Source organism: Azospirillum sp. B2RO_4 (assembly GCF_051124815.1).
GTDB lineage: Bacteria > Pseudomonadota > Alphaproteobacteria > Azospirillales > Azospirillaceae > Azospirillum.
Genome location: NZ_CP118486.1, coordinates 690,745 through 707,549 on the forward strand (window position 1 = coordinate 690,745; position 16,805 = coordinate 707,549).

General features: G+C 65.2%; 13 protein-coding genes. 7 read left to right on the forward strand and 6 right to left on the reverse strand.

Annotated elements, in window-relative coordinates:
- Window positions 1-112: 112 nt before the first annotated feature.
- Entirely contained in the window at window positions 113-652 is a 540-nt protein-coding gene (locus PWS46_RS17115; RefSeq protein WP_085082958.1) for a VOC family protein, read from the reverse strand.
- 63 nt (window positions 653-715) lie between these two features.
- A complete protein-coding gene (locus PWS46_RS17120; protein ID WP_434620699.1) occupies window positions 716-2,611 on the reverse strand; it encodes a TRAP transporter large permease in 1,896 nt (631 codons plus the stop codon).
- A gap of 16 nt (window positions 2,612-2,627) precedes the next feature.
- Between PWS46_RS17120 and PWS46_RS17125 the strand changes: the two genes are divergently transcribed.
- Window positions 2,628-2,858 carry a hypothetical protein gene (locus PWS46_RS17125; RefSeq protein WP_434620702.1) on the forward strand — a complete coding sequence of 77 codons (231 nt, stop codon included), beginning with the start codon at window positions 2,628-2,630 and terminating at the stop codon, window positions 2,856-2,858.
- Window positions 2,859-2,942: 84 nt separating this feature from the next.
- Here the strand turns inward: PWS46_RS17125 and PWS46_RS17130 are convergent, their stop codons facing one another.
- Window positions 2,943-3,983, reverse strand: a complete 1,041-nt coding sequence (locus PWS46_RS17130) for a TRAP transporter substrate-binding protein (protein WP_434620705.1) — start codon at window positions 3,981-3,983, stop codon at window positions 2,943-2,945.
- A 142-nt stretch (window positions 3,984-4,125) separates the two neighbouring features.
- On the opposite strand from PWS46_RS17130, the gene PWS46_RS17135 reads away from it, so the two are divergent.
- Window positions 4,126-5,214: a LacI family DNA-binding transcriptional regulator gene (locus tag PWS46_RS17135; protein WP_434620708.1), complete on the forward strand. Its 1,089-nt coding sequence runs from the start codon at window positions 4,126-4,128 to the stop codon at window positions 5,212-5,214.
- A 241-nt stretch (window positions 5,215-5,455) separates the two neighbouring features.
- Here PWS46_RS17135 and PWS46_RS17140 read toward each other — a convergent pair whose 3' ends face one another.
- From PWS46_RS17140 to PWS46_RS17150, 3 genes are all read right to left on the reverse strand, one after another.
- A complete protein-coding gene (locus PWS46_RS17140; RefSeq protein ID WP_434620711.1) occupies window positions 5,456-8,644 on the reverse strand; it encodes an efflux RND transporter permease subunit in 3,189 nt (1,062 codons plus the stop codon).
- Window positions 8,645-8,728: 84 nt separating this feature from the next.
- A complete protein-coding gene (locus PWS46_RS17145; RefSeq protein WP_434620714.1) occupies window positions 8,729-9,898 on the reverse strand; it encodes an efflux RND transporter periplasmic adaptor subunit in 1,170 nt (389 codons plus the stop codon).
- A 4-nt stretch (window positions 9,899-9,902) separates the two neighbouring features.
- Window positions 9,903-10,664, reverse strand: a complete 762-nt coding sequence (locus PWS46_RS17150; protein WP_434620717.1) for an alpha/beta hydrolase — start codon at window positions 10,662-10,664, stop codon at window positions 9,903-9,905.
- A 460-nt stretch (window positions 10,665-11,124) separates the two neighbouring features.
- Here PWS46_RS17150 and PWS46_RS17155 point away from each other — a divergent pair, with 460 nt between their 5' ends.
- The 5 genes from PWS46_RS17155 to PWS46_RS17175 all read left to right on the forward strand — a co-directional run bounded on the left by PWS46_RS17155 (window position 11,125) and on the right by PWS46_RS17175 (window position 16,804).
- Window positions 11,125-11,385, forward strand: coding sequence for a DUF4926 domain-containing protein (locus tag PWS46_RS17155; RefSeq protein ID WP_434620720.1), 261 nt, complete (start codon window positions 11,125-11,127; stop codon window positions 11,383-11,385).
- A gap of 423 nt (window positions 11,386-11,808) precedes the next feature.
- Window positions 11,809-13,074, forward strand: a complete 1,266-nt coding sequence (locus PWS46_RS17160; protein ID WP_434620723.1) for a hypothetical protein — start codon at window positions 11,809-11,811, stop codon at window positions 13,072-13,074.
- A 430-nt stretch (window positions 13,075-13,504) separates the two neighbouring features.
- Window positions 13,505-14,830: a solute carrier family 23 protein gene (locus PWS46_RS17165; protein WP_434620726.1), complete on the forward strand. Its 1,326-nt coding sequence runs from the start codon at window positions 13,505-13,507 to the stop codon at window positions 14,828-14,830.
- Window positions 14,831-14,985: 155 nt separating this feature from the next.
- Window positions 14,986-15,669, forward strand: coding sequence for a hypothetical protein (locus PWS46_RS17170; RefSeq protein ID WP_434620729.1), 684 nt, complete (start codon window positions 14,986-14,988; stop codon window positions 15,667-15,669).
- Window positions 15,670-15,817: 148 nt separating this feature from the next.
- On the forward strand, window positions 15,818-16,804 hold the full coding sequence (locus tag PWS46_RS17175) for a LysR family transcriptional regulator (protein ID WP_434620732.1): 987 nt from the start codon (window positions 15,818-15,820) through the stop codon (window positions 16,802-16,804).
- Window position 16,805 lies beyond the last annotated feature (1 nt).

A 16,805-nucleotide genomic window follows, 5' to 3' on the forward strand; every position in this document is an offset into this window, starting at 1 on the left:
CTGGGCGGGGGAGGGAGACTGGAGCTTTGTCGGCGCTCAGCGGCAGTCCCTCCCCCGCCCAGCGGGGGAGGATAGGTGGGGGTCTAACCTTGCGTTGGAAGCAAAACGCCCCTTACAACTTGCTCAAATCCGGAAACGGCCGCACCGGGTCGCTGCCGTCCCAGCCCATAGACGCCTCGCGGATCAGGTCGAACATCCTGCCCTTCGGCCCGGCGACCTCCGACAGCTCGATCACCGTGCCCGGATGGTATTCGGTGTCGAAATAGACGAACCGCCCCTTCTCGCCGACCTCGCCGCTCATCACCGGCTTGAAGCCCTGGCCCAGCAGCCGTTCCAGATCGGCGTCGTAATCCTCGGTCCAGTAGGCGACATGCTGCAGCCCGGTGTTCCCGGCCTGCAGGAAGTCGCGGTACATCGACGGCGCGTCGTTGCGGGTCTGGATCAGCTCCATCTGCAGCGGACCGGAGTTGGCCAGCGCCACCGAATTGTGAACCTCGTAGCTTTCGCCGCGGTAGCTGTAGTTCCGGATCGGGACCCGCTCGTTGTAGAACCAGGGACCGATGCCGAGCGTGCGGCTCCAATAGTCCATGGCGGCCTCGATATCGCGCACGACGTAGCCAGCCTGACGGATCTGGCCGAAGAATCGGCTCATTGAAGGAACTCCGGATAAGAGGGAAAAGGGTGGCGTCAGCGGGCCTTGAAATCAGGCCCGCTTTCAGCGGGCCAGGAACCCGGTCGAAATCCAGGGAATGGCGGCGACGATCACCAGCCCGACCAGCAGCGCGCCGACATAGCCCCAGATGTGCTTCAGGCCGTCGTCGGGGTTGACCTTGCTGATGGCGCAGGCGCCGTAATAGCCGACGCCGAAGGGCGGGGCGAACAGGCCGATGCCCATGGCGAAGATGACGACCATCGCGTAATGCACCTCGTGCACCCCGGCGGCGCGGGCGATCGGGAACAGCAGCGGGCCGAACAGCACGATGGCGGGGATGCCCTCCAGCACGCTGCCCAGGATGATGAAGGCGACGATGGAGATGGCGAGGAAGCCATAGGCGCCGCCGGGAATGCCGGCCATGAAGCGGGCCAGATCGGACGAGAAGCCGGACTGGGTCAGGCCCCAGGCCATCGAGGTGGCGCAGCCGACGATGAAGATGATGGCCCCGGTCAGCGACGCCGTCTCGATCAGCATCGGCTTCAGCCGGCGCCAGTCGAACTGGCGGTAGATCAGCAGCCCGACCACGGTGGAATAGGCGATGCCGATGGTCGACACCTCGGTCGCCGTCGCGATGCCCTCGACCACCGCGGCGCGGATGACGAAGGGCAGCAGGATGGCGGGCAGCGCCACCATGGCCAGCCGGGCGATCTGGCGGCCGGGGGTGCGCTCGACATGGCTCAGGTCTTCCCGGCGGTAGCGCCGCCAGACCACGAAGCACAGGCAGGCGCCCAGAACCACGCCCGGCAGCATGCCGCCGGTGAACAGCGCCGCGATCGACACGCCGGTGACTGAGCCGATGGTGATCAGCACGATGCTGGGCGGAATGGTCTCGGTCTGCGCCCCCGTCGCCGACAGCAGCGCCACCAGATCGCCGGGAGGGGCGCCGCGCTTCTTCATCTCCGGGAACAGCACAGGGGCGATGGCCGCCATGTCGGCGATCTTCGATCCCGAGATGCCCGACACCAGATACATCGCGCCGATCAGCACATAGGACAGGCCGCCGCGCACATGGCCCAGCAGGCTGGCCAGGAACTGGATCATGGCGCGGGCCATGCCGGTCATCTCGATCAGCAGGCCGAGGAAGACGAACAGCGGCACCGCCAGCAGGATCAGATGGCTCATCCCCTCGTCCAGCCGGCCGACCATCACCAGCAGCGGCGTCGAGGTGGTCAGCGCCAGATAGGCGAAGGTGGCGAGCGCGAAGGAAAAGGCGATGGGCACCCCGGCAAACACGTTGGCCGCCACCAGCCCGACAAAGAAGATCAACAGGTTCAGCTGTCCCAGCGGCTTCAGCACCGGCCCGGCGACCCAGAAGCCGGCCACGATGGCGCCGGTCACCAGCACCGCCGCCAGCGCGGTCAGCGGCCGGGCGACCCGCAGCAGCCGGAACAGCGCCGCCACCAGCATCAGCCCCAGCCCGACCGGCAGCGCCGCCGCCCGCCATGCGTTGGAAACCTCCATCGCCGGTGTGGTGATGAACTGCTCCTCAACCGCGTAATCGACGGCGTGGTACAGCACCAGCGCCAGGAAGGCGATGGGGGCGGTGATGGCGATGCATTCCAGCAGGCTGCGCGCCTGCGGGCCGACGCGGCTGACCAGACCGGTCATCCGCATATGCTCGCCCCGGCGCAGCGCCACCACCGCGCCCAGCATCGACAGCCACAGGAACAGGATGGAGGCCAGCTCGTCCGACCACACCAGCGGGGTGTGGAACAGATAGCGGGCGGTGACGCCGGCCAGCAGCACGACGATCTCGACCAGCACCAGAAGGCCCGCCACGGTCTCGACCCCGACGGACAGTCCGCGGTCGATCCGGCGCAGCAGCGAGCTTCCGCCGGCACCCAGAGCGCCGGGAGCCTCGGCAAAGCTGTGGACCGGCTCGGACATGTGGGACATGGCGGGATGTTCCTTCATGCGGGAAGACCTGGGTGTTTGTGAGTTCCGCGTCTGCCGGCCGTCATTCCTGCCGTTGCGTACAGGCGCTGACATGCAGGATGCCGGCACCTCTTTCGGCGTCATCCCCGCGAAGGCGGGGATCCAGGCTTACCCACTGGTCCTGCTCGGGAAACACTGGATCCCCGCCTTCGCGGGGATGACGGTCGAAAAGGGACGTGCTTGGCTTCGACAGCGATCGAACCTGTAAGTTGGCGCCTATGCGCCTTCGCGGGGATGACGGCCGATAAGAGGCTCTGGAAACTCACGGTCTCTGTTTTGAAAGGATCGGCGATCAGGCGAGCTTGCCGACCGCCTCCTCCAGCAGGCCCCAGGCCTCGTCGCCGAACCGGCCCTTCCATTCGCCGTAGAAGCCGCTGTCGCGCAGCTTGGACCGGAAGCTGTCGGGCGAGGGCTGGTTGAAGGTCAGCCCCTTCGATTCCAGATCGGCCTTGACCGACTGGTTCAGCGCCTTGATGTCGCCGCGCTGCGCCATGCCGGCATCGTTGATGGCGTTGGCGACGATGGTCTGCATGTCCGGCGGCAGGCCCTTCCAGGCGCGGCCGTTGGCGATGAACCAGAAGCCGTCCCAGATGTGGTTCGACAGGGAGCAGTATTTCTGCACCTCGAACAGCTTGGCGACCTGGATGATCGGCAGCGGGTTTTCCTGCGCATCGACGATCCGGGTCTGCAGCGACGAATAGACCTCGCTGAACTGCAGGCTGGTCGGCGACGCGCCCAGACCCTTGAACATGGAGATGCTGAGCGGGCTGACCGGCACGCGGATCTTCAGCCCGTCCATGTCGGCGGCGGACGTGATCGGCTTGTCGCCGCTGGTCATCTGGCGGAAACCGTTGTCCCACATCTTGTCGAAGGCATAGAGCCCGACCTTGGAAATGGCGTTGCGGACATGGGCGCCCAGCTTGCCGTCCATCGCCTTCCACACCTGATCATAGTCGGAGAAGGCGAAGCCGACCGCATTGATCGCGGCGACCGGAACCAGCGTGGCGATCACCAGGGCCGACGGCGTGAAGAAGGTCAGGCCGCCGCTGCGCACCTGGGACAGCATGTCGGTGTCGCCGCCAAGCTGGTTGTTCGGGAAGATCTTGACCTCGATCTTGCCGTTGGACTCCTTGGCGATCCGCTCCGCCGCCTCATGGGCGCGGATGTTCAGCGGATGGGTCAGCGGCAGGTTGTTGCCGTATTTCAGCTCGAATTCGGCGGCGCGGGCGATGTGCGGCATGCCGATGACGGCACCGGCGGCACCAATCGCCGGAATGGCCGCCGGCGCGGTGGCGATGGCCTTCAGCATGGTGCGGCGGGTCAGACTGGTCATTCGAAACCTCCCATGGATTACCGGCCGACGTTGCTGTTTCCGGCCTTGCGTTTCTGATGTGATCTGATGTCAATTGATGATTGTTGGATGGACGGTATGTCCAGCACCGACAGGTGTCAAACGCCGAAATTGATGGTTTTTGATGGACTCATTGAAAGACGAGCCGGACGCCGGCACTGCCGCGCGCGGCCTGCCGCGGGTGGCCGACATCGCGCAGGCCGCCGGCGTGTCCACCGCCACGGTCGACCGCGTGCTGAACCACCGGCCGGGGGTGCGTGCCGCCACCGTGCAGCGGGTGCTGAAGGCTGCCGCCGAACTCGACTATCTGCCGGACAGCGATCTTTATGCGGCGGCGGGGCAGAAGCCGATGCGGCTGTCCTTCCTGCTGCCCGCCGGCAACAACCGCTTCCTGACTGGCTTAGGCGAGATGATCCGCCGCGCCGATGCCACCCTCGCCCCGCACGGGGTGAAGGCTCAGGTGGAATTCATCAAGAGCTTCAATCCGGAACTGCTGGCGCGCAGCCTGTTCCAGCACGGCCGCCGCGCCGACGGCGTCGCCTTCATGGCGCTGGAGCATCCGGCGGTGCGCGAGGCGGTGGACGCGCTGGCCGACCGCAACGTGCCGAGCGTGACGCTGATCTCCGACATTTTGAACTGCCGGCGCGCCGGCTATGTCGGGCTGGACAACCGCGCGGCCGGCCGCACCGCCGGCTATCTGATCGCGCGCTTCCTCCGGCATCGCCCGGCCAAGGTGGCGATGATCGCCGGCAGCCTCAGCTACCGCGCGCACGAGGACCGCGAGATGGGCTTCTTCAACGTCCTGAAGGAAACCGCCCCCGACATCGAGGTGGTGGGCCTACGCGAAGGCCATGACGACGAGGGGAAGAGCTACCGCCAGACCCGCATGCTGCTGGGCCTGCACCCCGATCTTGCCGGCGTCTACAACATCGGCGGCGGGGCGGAGGGGGTGGCCCGCGCCCTGAAGGAAACCCGGCGCGAGCGCGAAATGGTCTTCATCGGCCACGGCCTGACCAACGAGACGCGCGGCCTGCTGATCGACGGCACGCTGGACGCGGTGATCACCCAGGATCCGCGCAACACCCTGTCGGCCTGCGTCGGCATCTTCACCAACCTCCGCGCCGGCCGCCCCGCCATGCAGGGGGTGGAAAGCCCGAGGGCGGAAGTGATCTTCCGCGAAAACCTGCCGAAAAACATGCTGCCTGATGAATAGAGGACGGAATTAACGCACTTTCCCGCCCCGGGGATAATCCCCTCTCCCCCCCGGGGAGAGGGTTAGGGTGAGGGGGACGCACCGCGAGGATTTTCAAAGAAGAAGGAGCGCCGGCATTGTCACCGGCGCTCCGCAACGCATCCCCCTCACCCTTTCCCTCTCCCCGCTTTCGGCGGATCTTCGATCCGCCCGTCGTGTCAGCGCAAACTTCGTTTGCGCGTGAGCGGGGGAGAGGAAGCTATCAGCCCATCTTCCACTCCGCCGGCGGCACCTCGCCTTGCACCGGCGCTTCCGTCCGACGCTCCGCCCCTGCCAGCTTGCGCAGCAGCACGTAGAACACCGGCGTCAGCACCAGCCCGAACAGCGTCACGCCGATCATGCCGGCGAACACCGCCACACCCATGGCGTGCCGCATCTCGGCACCGGCGCCGGTGGAGGTGACCAGCGGCACCACGCCCATGATGAAGGCGATGGAGGTCATCAGGATCGGCCGCAGCCGCAGCCGGCTCGCCTCGATCGCCGCCTGCACCACGCTGCGCCCCTCATGCTCCAGCTCGCGGGCGAACTCCACGATCAGGATGGCGTTCTTCGCCGACAGGCCGACCAGCACCATGAAGCCGATCTGCGTGAAGATGTTGTTGTCGCCGCCGGTCAGCCACACCCCGAACAGCGCCGACAGCACGCTCATCGGCACGATCAGCAGGATGGCGAGCGGCAGGGTCAGGCTCTCGTACTGCGCCGCCAGCACCAGGAACACCAGCAGCACGCTGATCGGGAACACCCACAGGCCCGCGTTGCCGACCAGGATCTTCTGATAGGTCAGATCGGTCCATTCCAGCTTGACGCCGCGCGGCAGCACCTCCGCCGCGATGCGCTCCGCCGCCGCTTCCGCCTGTCCCGAAGAGAAGCCCGGCGCCGGCCCGCCATTGACGTCGGCGGCGGTGAAGCCGTTGTAGCGCACCACCATCTCCGGCCCGTAGCTCGGCTGCACCGTGACCAGCGACGACAGCGGCACCATGGTCCCGGCGGCGTTGCGGGTCTTCAACAGCCCGATGTCGTCGGCATGGTCGCGGAACGGCGCGTCGGCCTGCACCCGCACCTGGTAGACGCGGCCGAAGGCGTTGAAATCGTTAACATAGAGCGACCCGAGATAGATCTGCATGGTGTCGAACACCTCGGCGACATTGACGCCCAGCTGCTTGGCCTTCACCCGGTCGAGATCGACGTCGAGCTGCGGCACGTTGATCTGGTAGGAGGAGAAGGTCGGCCCCAGCTCCGGCGTCTGCGCCGCCCGCTTGACGAAGGCGTTCACCGCATTGCTCAGCGCCTCGTAGCCCAGGTTGCCACGGTCCTCCAACTGCATCTTGAAGCCGCCCAACTGGCCCAGCCCCATCACCGGCGGCGGCGGGAAGATGGCGACGAAGGCCTCCTTCAGCCCGGCATAGCGCTTCTGCAGGTCCATGGCGATGGCGCCGGCCGAAAGCGACGGGTCATGGCGCTCGGCGAACGGCTTCAGCGTCACGAAGACGATGCCGGCGCTGGAGCTGTTGGTGAAGCCGTTGACCGACAGCCCCGGAAAGGCCACCGCGCTCTGCACGCCGGGGCGCTTCAGCGCGATGTCGGTCATCTCGCGGATCACCGCCTCCGTCCGGTCGAGCGACGCGCCGTTGGGAAGCTGGGCGAAGCTGATCAGATACTCCTTGTCCTGCATCGGCACGAAGCCCGACGGCACCGTGCGGCCCAGCAGCACCGTGGCGCCGATCAGCAGCGCATAGACCGCCAGCATCACGCCCTTGCGCCGCACCACCCCGCTGACGCCGCGGCCATAGCCCTCCGACGCCCGGTGGAACACCCGGTTGAACAGCCGGAAGAAGCCGCCGAACACCCGGTTCATCCCACGGGTCAGCCAGTCCTGCGGCTGGTCGTGGCCGCGCAGCAGCACCGCCGCCAGGGCCGGCGACAGCGTCAGCGAGTTGAAGGCGGAAATCACCGTGGAGATCGCGATGGTCATCGCGAACTGCTTGTAGAACTCGCCGCTGAGGCCCGTCATCGCCGCCAGCGGCACGAAGACGGCGACCAGCGTCAGCGCGATGGCGATGATCGGCCCGCTGACCTCCTGCATGGCGCGGATGGTGGCGTCGCGGGCGGACAGCCCGGACTCGATGTTGCGCTCGACATTCTCGACCACGACGATGGCGTCGTCGACGACGATGCCGATGGCCAGCACCATGCCGAACAGCGACAGCGCGTTGATCGAAAAGCCGAAGGCCAGCAGCAGCGAGAAGGTGCCGACGATGGAGATCGGCACCGCCAGCAGCGGAATGATCGACGCCCGCCAGGTCTGCAGGAAGACGATCACCACCAGCACCACCAGCGCCACCGCCTCCAGCAGCGTGTGCACCACCGCCTCGATGGAGGAGCGGACGAACTGCGTCGGGTCGTAGACGATGGAGTAATCCCCCCCCTCCGGCATGTCGGCCTTCAGCTCCGCCATCACGCTGCGCACCTCGTCGGAGATGGCGAGCGCGTTGGCGTCCGGCGTCTGGGTGATGGCCATCGCCACCGCCGGCTTGTTGTCGAGCAGGGAGCGCAGCCCATACTGCGCCGCCGCCAGTTCCACCCGCGCCACGTCGCGCAGGCGGGTGACGCCGCCATCCTCGCCGGTCTTCAGCACGATGTCGCCGAACTCGTCGGCGGTCTTCAGCCGGCCGCGCGCGTTGATCGACAGCTGCAGCGGCACGTCGGGCAGCGACGGGGAGGCGCCGATCACGCCGGCCGCCACCTGCACATTCTGCTCGCGGATGGCGTTCACCACGTCGGTGGCGGTCAGCCCGCGCTGCGCCACCTTCCCCGGATCGAGCCACACCCGCATCGCATAGTCGCCGGCGCCCCACACCTGCACCTCGCCGACGCCCTGGATGCGGGTCAGCCGGTCCTTGACGTTCAGCACCGCGTAGTTGCGCAGGTACGTCATGTCATAGCGGTCGTTGGGCGACAGCAGATGCACGACCATGGTCAGCGTCGGTGAGCTTTTGACCGTGGTGACGCCCAGCCGCTGCACGTCGGCCGGCAGCCGCGGCATCGCCTGGGCCACGCGGTTCTGCACCAGCTGCTGCGCCTTGTCCGGATCGGTGCCCAGCCTGAAGGTGACGGTCAGCGCCATGTTGCCGTCGCTGTTCGCCTGCGACTGCATATAGAGCATGCCCTCGACGCCGTTGATCTGCTCCTCCAGCGGCGAGGCGACGGTTTCGGCGATCACCTTGGGATTGGCGCCGGGGAACTGCGCGCGCACCACGACGGACGGCGGCACCACCTCGGGATATTCGGAAATCGGCAGGCGGAACAGCGCGATGGCCCCCGCCAGGAACAGTGCCACCGACAGCACGCCGGCAAAGATCGGCCGGTCGATGAAGAATTTCGAGATGTTCATCTGGGGTCTCCCAGGGTGCACGCTCCCCGTCCCTCCCCGCAGGAAGCGAGGAGGGCCAGCCAACGCGCATGCCCTTGTTGTTGCTTACCGCGCCGCCGTCTGGGTCTTCTCAGTCCCCATGGCGACCATCTTCGGCGTCACCGCCATGCCCGGCCGGGCGTGCTGGGTGCCGTTGACGACCACGCGCTCGCCGGCCTGCAGCCCGTCCGTCACCACGCGCAGCCCGTTCTGCAGCGCGCCGAGCTTCACCGGCCGGTACTCCACCTTGTTCTCCTGGGTCACCACCAGGACGAACTTCTTGTCCTGGTCGGTGCCGATGGCGCGGTCATCGACCAGCAGCGCGTCATAGGGCTTGGTGCCCCCCACCTTCACCCGCGCATACAGCCCCGGCACCAGCACACCGTCGGCATTGTCGAAGCGGGCGCGCACGCGGATGGTGCCCGACACGCTGTCCAGCCGGTTGTCCACATACTCCACCGTGCCCGACCGCGAATACTCCTCCTCGTTGGCGAGGCCGAGTTGAACCGGAATCGTCCCGGAATCGCGCATCGGCCCGATGTGGCGCAGATAGGTCTGCTCATCGACGTCGAAGGAGGCGTAGATCGGCGATTCCGACACCAGCGTCGTCAGCGGCTCCGCGGCGGCACCGGCGGCGACCACATTGCCGACCGTCCGTTCCGCCCGCGACACCCGGCCCGACACCGGCGCCGTCACCCGCGTGTAGCCGAGATTGAGCCGCGCGATCTCCAGCGCCGCCTGCGCCGCCTTCAGGTTGGCGGTCGCCTCGCGGGCGGCATTGTCCTTCTGGTCCATGGTGCTGCGCGAGATGGTGTCGTCGCGCACCAGCTTCTGCGCGCGGTCGAGGTCGGCGGCGGTCAGCTTCACCCGCGCCTGCGCCGCGGCGACCTGCGCCTCGGCCCGCGCCACCTCCGCCTCATAGGGGCGGGGGTCGATGGTGAACAGCACGTCGCCCTTCTTCACCAGCGCGCCGTTGCGGAAATGCACGGCGACGATGGTGCCGGGGACCTGCGGCCGGATGTCCACCCGGTCCACCGCCTCCAGCCGGCCGGAATAGGACTGCCAGTCCGTCACCGGCCGGGCCAGCACGGTGGCGACATCCACCTCCGCCGGCGGCGGGGCAGGGGATTCGGAGGCGGTTTGCGCCTCGGCCGGGCTGCGCAGGGTGACGGCGCCGGTCAGCGCCGCCACGGAGACGCCGGCCGCGATCAATAGGGAAAGTGTCTTGCGGGACATGGTCTTACCTGTGGCTCGAAGTGTCGGGATGGGCGCCGGTCAGGCGGCGCCGGAAGAAATCGGCGGCGGCGGCCAGCGCCGGCGCGTGTTGGGCGAGGCCGGCATGGCTGACGCCGGCAAAGCGGGTGACTTCGGTCGGCACCCCGGCGTCGATCAGCCGGGCGGCATAGCTTTCCGCCTCCGGCCGCAGCACGTCGTTCTGCGCCGTGGCGATCATGATCGGCGGCAGCCGGCCGAGCCGGCGCGATTCCAGGGGCGCCGCATAGGGATGCAGCCGCAGCGCCGCCTCCGGCAGATAGGCGCGGTAACAGCGCGCACAGTCCGTCACGCTGCCTTCACCGTCCCCCACCCGCGTCAAACTCGGATCGAGCATCGGCCCCAGCAGCGCCTGCGCCGCGATCTCCGGCCCGCCGCGGTCGCGGGCGAGCAAGGTGAGCGACACCGCGACATGCCCGCCGGCATCATGCCCGGCGACCCCCAGCGGCCCGGCCCGCTCCGCCAGCCAGAGGGCCGCGGCATGGGCATCCTCCACCGCGGCTGGAAAGGGGTGGGCGGGAGCCAGCGCATAGCCGACCGCCACCACCAGCGCCGGAATGCTCTCCGCCAGCGCCATCGCCGGCACCTCGACATCCTCGACCGACCCGGAGGTGAATCCGCCGCCATGGAAATACAGCACGCCCGGCAGCGGCCCGGAAAGCGCCGGCCGATACAGGCACAGCGGGACCTCGCGGCCCTCCACCCTCAGCGACGTGCGTGAACGTTCCATCCCGATCCGGCGCCCTGGCGCCCCTCCTGCAATGCGGCAAGAGGGATAATGTGCAAGCGCCGGGGTGGGATAAAGCCGCTGCGGCTGGGAACAGAATTCAGCCGGGACGAACAATCGGGGCGGGGTGGGGGTGGCTGTTTGTGGGGGATGGGCTATTCGGGCGGGGTGCCGTCCTGACGCGAAGAGGCCTCCGCGATAGTGGGCCTAAAAGCCCTCTCCCCCCGGGGAGAGGGTTGGGTGAGGGGGGAGCGCGGGCGTCCCGCCCGCGTCAGGGGATTGCCAAGGGGCAGCATGCCCCTTGGCGGCGCGCAAAGCACGCCGTTCCCCTCACGAGAGGGTCTCACGCCGCGACCGTTAACCTGACTTCGTTGCCTCGGACCCCTGCGATGCCCCGGTTGTTGTTCAGGGATCTGATGTGAGATGGTATCCGGGACTGCTGCCACTGGCAGTGGAGGTTGTGATGTCCGAGCCCATGGGGCGCTTCATACGGACTCCGCACAAGCGCTCGACCGACACCGGAACGCACGAACCGATCGAGGAACTGACGCGGGTGGCGCTGTCCAAGCCGGTGGAGACCGAGGACGGCGTGCTGCCGGCCGGGTCGATGGGGACCGTCGTCGGCGTGTACCGGTCCGGCGCGGCCTACGAGGTCGAGTTCGCGAAGCCCTTCCACACCATCGCCACCGTCATGCCGGACGCCATCCGCAAGCGTTGGCCGTGAACAACGCATTTCCTCGCTGACAGCGCGTAAAATCAAAAGCATCTGATGGACACGACAGCTTTCCTCGACCTTATCGTTGAGGTGGTCCGGTGAACCGATACTGAAGCAGGGTTCAACGCCGTGCCGCGGCATCGGGTGATTGAGCGGATCATAGGATAAATTACCCGCTGTAGACGTCTATTTGAGGTTATAAAGCTTGGACTGACATCTCAGGCGGCATGATGCAGCTTCCCGTGGCAAGCTTGCCATTTCGACGGGACTGCGATTGAAAATATTGTTAAATAGAATCTGAGGCTATAAAACTTCCCTGACCTAAGACCGATTCTGATCCGCAATTTAACTCAATATCTACTTTGAAAGTGATTTGTGTGGTCAAGCGTTTTAAGTCAAAGCAGATAGGTTGAAATAAGAGAGTCTCAATCAATGATTGCGCCTGGTTATCTTCATAACTGGATACGCTCTAACTACAAACGACTCTGGCCAGGGCGTGATAAATGCCCGAGATTTATGGGCAAAAATGCTATTTTATGTTGTCAGCAGCATCACTTCTTCGAATTTGGGAAGATGCTGATAGCGCGGATGAACAAAGCATTAGATGGTGATAAACAAATACCGTTTCAGTTCGCAATACTCAACTTAGAAGAAGTAGGTGCCTGGGTAGTACGGTCACCAGAATGTTACGGTGTCTTGATCTCGAAAAAATTGTTATGGAAAATTCAAAGAATATGTTATGAATCCTGGGAGGCGATTCCAGAAACATTTGACATGCCGGTCAAGCGCTCTAACTTTCTTAGAGATTTATGGGGGGATATGCCTCTTGACAGCGATTATTTGATGCATTTCAGTACTCTCGTTGGACATGTTGCCTTCTCATTTATTGTCCATCATGAGGTGGCTCATGCGGGACTTGGGCATTTAAAGCCGATTCACAGGCAGGGAGTAAACGCGGAAGTAGAGGCGGATAGTCTGGAGGATGTTATTCTTGATGAGTTTGCAGGAGTTATGAGTAATAAATTGGACTCTGGTGATTATCTTTTAAAGCAGGCATTAGAAACAGATGCCGACGTACATGGTATGTTTTATACACGCAGGTTGTTGCGGGAGGAAGCGCAGTCTCTACGTGGCTACCGTCCCAATGGTAACCTCATGAGTCACGTTTGGGGCAAGCTGCTCCGTGATAAAGACTGTGAGCAGTTAATGCTTTTTATGGGCGTTGCTGTAGGGCTACTCGCTTTGGCGCCTGACCTGGAGGCTGACAAATTTGATATCTCAAAGCTTAAGACACACCCGCCTATACCTTCACGTTTGTTGCTCGCGTTTCATGTTGCAGGAAGTATAGATGGTCACGCAGAGAAATACTGGGAAAACCGAAGCGCCGCTATTACTATGGCAATTATTTCAATTGCCAGATTTCAGGGTGAGGGTTTTCGGGATCCATCTGCAAATACGCGCGCCAAAGATAATTACATATCAGAAAATAATCAAGAATTGAGTGTAGCAGAGCAAAAATGGAGAGAGTTGAGTTATATATCGGTTATTGACGCTTCGTTTCGCATGAGTGAAATAGGATCATATTGGGAGGATTTGGTGGCTTGCTTGTGTAATATTGCGCCAGACCTTTCAAGAGGTGAGGGTTTTCCAGAAAGTTTACATTATGAATGGTATAGGTCTAGAGGTCAAGACAAATAACCTACGCATTAACTACGCGAAGCGAGTCGATTTAAGGGGCGGTCGTCTTCTGTGTCCATTTAAATTAAGAGTATGGATCAGATCCGGTCTGAAATTGAGGGAAATTAACGGCCTCAGCGTACGAAGCTAAGGATTTAATAGGTGCTTTTGATCGCAAGGTCAGGCCGCACTTCTCCTCTCTTCTTGCCCTGACGGCCGACCGGATCGGGTGGCCGGTCCCGGCATCCGTCGGTTTGCGCCCCCAAACGACCCCAGTCCGCACAAAAATGTGGCGCAACGGCATCGACGGGGCCAAAAAGCAGCCGTCGTTCCCACAACGAAGGCGTCCTGCCCGTCAAAGTTAATCGCCCGATCAATTTTTTCTGGCTGGGTATCGCCCGTTCACCCCCCGGCCGCAGCGCCGTTCCACCCCTCTTCGGACCAAACCTTCATGGCAGATTACTTCCCGCGTTGGTCGCTTGCGACCGGCCCCGTCGTCCAGCCGGACGAGCGCCTTCCCTGGGGCTCGACGCTGACGCTCGGCATCCAGCATCTCGTCGCCATGTCCGGCTCGACCATCCTCGGGCCGCTGCTGATGGGGTTCGATCCGAACCTCGCGGTGCTGTTTTCCGGCATCGGCACGCTGCTGTTCCTCGTGCTCACCGCGGGGCGGGTGCCGAGCTATCTCGGATCCTCCTTCTCCTTCATCGCCGTGGTGATCGCCGTCACCGGCTACACCGGCCAGGGGCCCAACCCGAACATCGGGCCGGCGCTGGGCGGCATCATCGCGGCCGGCGTGCTCTATGTCCTCATCGGCCTGCTGGTCAGCTACACCAGCACCAACTGGATCGAGCGGCTGATGCCGCCGGCGGTGACCGGCGCCGTCGGTGCGGCCATCGGCCTCAACCTGTCGCCGGTCGCCGTCAAGGGCATCGAGGGCAGCGGTCCGCACACCCTGGTCGCCCTGTTCACGCTGGTCGCCACCGCCGTCATCGCGGTCTATGCGCCGCTCGCCATCCGGCGGCTGTCGATCCTCGCCGGCATCGCCGCCGGCTATGTCTTCTATCTCATCCTTGCCAACGGCTTCGGCCTGCTGCCGCCGGTCAGCTTCGCCGAGTTGGCCTCCGCGCCGTGGTTCGGCATGCCGGCGTTCCGCACGCCGACCTTCGATGCCGGCGCCATGGCGCTGGTCGCCCCCATCGCCTTCATCCTGGTCGCCGAGAATCTCGGCCACATCAAGGCCATCGGCGCCATGACCGGGCGCAACCTCGACCGCTTCATCGGCCGCGGCTTCATCGGTGACGGCATCGCCACCATCGTTTCGGGCAGCGGCGGCGGCACCGGCGTCACCACCTATGTCGAGAACATGGGCGTTATGGCGGTCACCCGCGTCTTCTCCACCCTGATCTTCGTCGTCGCCGCCATCGCCGCCATCCTGCTGGGCTTCTCGCCGAAGTTCGGCGCCCTGCTGCGGACGATCCCGGCGCCGGTGCTGGGCGGGCTGGCGACCGTCGTCTTCGGCCTGATCGCCGCGGCGATGGTGCGGCTGTGGGTCGACAACCGCGTCGATTTCTCCGATCCGCGCAACCTCATCACCGTCGGCGTGACGCTGGTTCTCGGCGCCGGCAACTTCACCATTTCCACCGGCGGCTTCTCCATCGGCGGCATCGGCACCGCGACCATCGCGGCGATCGGCCTCTACCAGCTGCTCGGCATCGGCCGTGCGCGCGAGACCGCCGGCACCGCTTCCCAGCCGGCGGCCACCACGCTGCACTGACGGCGTTCCTCCCGCGCCGCCGCTTCCCCGGCCTTGCCGGTGGCTGCGGCGGCGCAGCCGTCCGCCGCCACCGGCATTTTTCAAAAACTCTCCAACAGAGGACTAAAGTCCCATACCCTCTCCGCATTTGTTTCATCATCTTGCGGAGCCTTGCCATGCCTCTCGATCCCCGCAGCTTCACCAACGACCATTTCCCCCGTTGGGCGGAGGAGCCGCCGACGCCGTCCGAAGGCTCGCTGGTTCCCGGATCGCAGTTCCACGAAGAACAATGGATCATGGCCGCCGGCATGCTGGCGCGCGGCAACAGCTTCCTTCAGGTCTCCCGCGCCATGGGCTGTAGCCGGACGACTCTCTGGCGCGCCTATTACGGATCCAAGGACTTCCGTCACAGGGTCTGGTGGGAGCGTCAGGCGCTGAACCGCGAGGCCGAGTTGCGCCTCTCCTCGCTGCGCATTCTGGTGGCCGAACAGATCGAGCGGCTGGTGACCTCCGGCGATCCCACCACCGTGCGCTGGCTGGCCGAACGGCTCGGCCTGTTCGCCGGCCTCGATGCCAACCGGGACGCAGCGGCGACCGGGAGTCGCGCCCCCAAACCCGCCCCCCGCCCCGAGGACCCGCCCGCCGTCACCGTCCCCGAACTGGACGACGACCTCCCCGGTGAATTGCGCGAGCGCATGCCGCCCGATCCCGCCATGGTCGCTGCCGTCCTGGCCCAACCGGAGGCGGAGGGACCGAAGGGCGTCTTCCCCTGGACCCTCAACCAGTACGAAGAATACCCCAACCTCAACCCCGGCCCGGTAAGCCGCCGCGGTGCCGGCGCCTTCTCCGACCGCCGGTAGATGGAACACCCGCCGGAAAGTGTTCCACGCCGTTCCATCGTCCCCACAAACACCCCACCCCCCTTGAACCGCGCCCGTCCGATTGCTATTCGCCTATCATCGGCGGACACTCTCGGCGTTGGCCGTGGTTGGAAAGGACGGGATCCGTATGGACAAGCTGCATGCGATGCGCGTCTTCATCCGCGTGGTCGAAGCGAACAGCTTCACCAAGGCGGCGGAAACGCTGGGGCTGCCGCGCGCCTCGGTGACGACGACGGTGCAGAATCTGGAGGCGGCGCTGGGCGTGCGCCTGCTCCAGCGCACCACGCGAAAGCTCAGCCTGACGATGGACGGCGCCGCCTATCTGGAGGGGGCGACCCGCATCCTGTCGGAGATCGACGAGATCGAATCCACCTTCACCAGCGCGCGCAAGACGCCGCGCGGCCGGCTGCGGGTGGACATGCCGGGTTCCATCGGCCGGCTGGTCATCATCCCCTCGATCCACGAATTCCACGCCAAATATCCCGACATCGAGCTGATGCTGGGCCTGGGCGACCGTCCCATCGATCTGGTGCAGGAGGGGGTGGATTGCGTCATCCGCATCGGCGAGCTGGCGGATTCCACCCTGCTGGCGCGGCGCATCGGCGCCATGCAGCAGATCACCTGCGCCACCCCGGCCTATCTCGCCGAGCATGGCGAGCCGAAGACCATCGAGGATCTGGAGCGCCACATCGCGGTCAATTATTTCAGCAACCGCACCGGGCGGAACATGGAGCTTTGCTTCCAGCGCGACGGCGCGGTGGAGGAAATCGCCATGAAGGGCGTCGTTTCGGTCAACGACGCCGACGCCTACGTCACCTGCGGCCTGGAAGGGCAGGGCATCCTGCAGCCCGCCCGCTTCATGGTGTTGCCGCACCTGCGCAGCGGCGCCCTGCGCGAGATCCTGCGCGACTGGCGGCCGCCGCGCATCCCGATCTCCGCCGTCTACCCGCACAACCGGCACCTGTCGCCGAAGGTGCGGGTCTTCGTCGACTGGCTGGCCGAACTGTTCGAACGCTGCCCCCTGCTCCAGGGCGAGGAGCTGCCGGGCGACCTGTGCGGGGAGCACAAGGCGCCGGTGATGGAGCGCGAAGGCGCCTGCGAGTGCGTGATGTGAC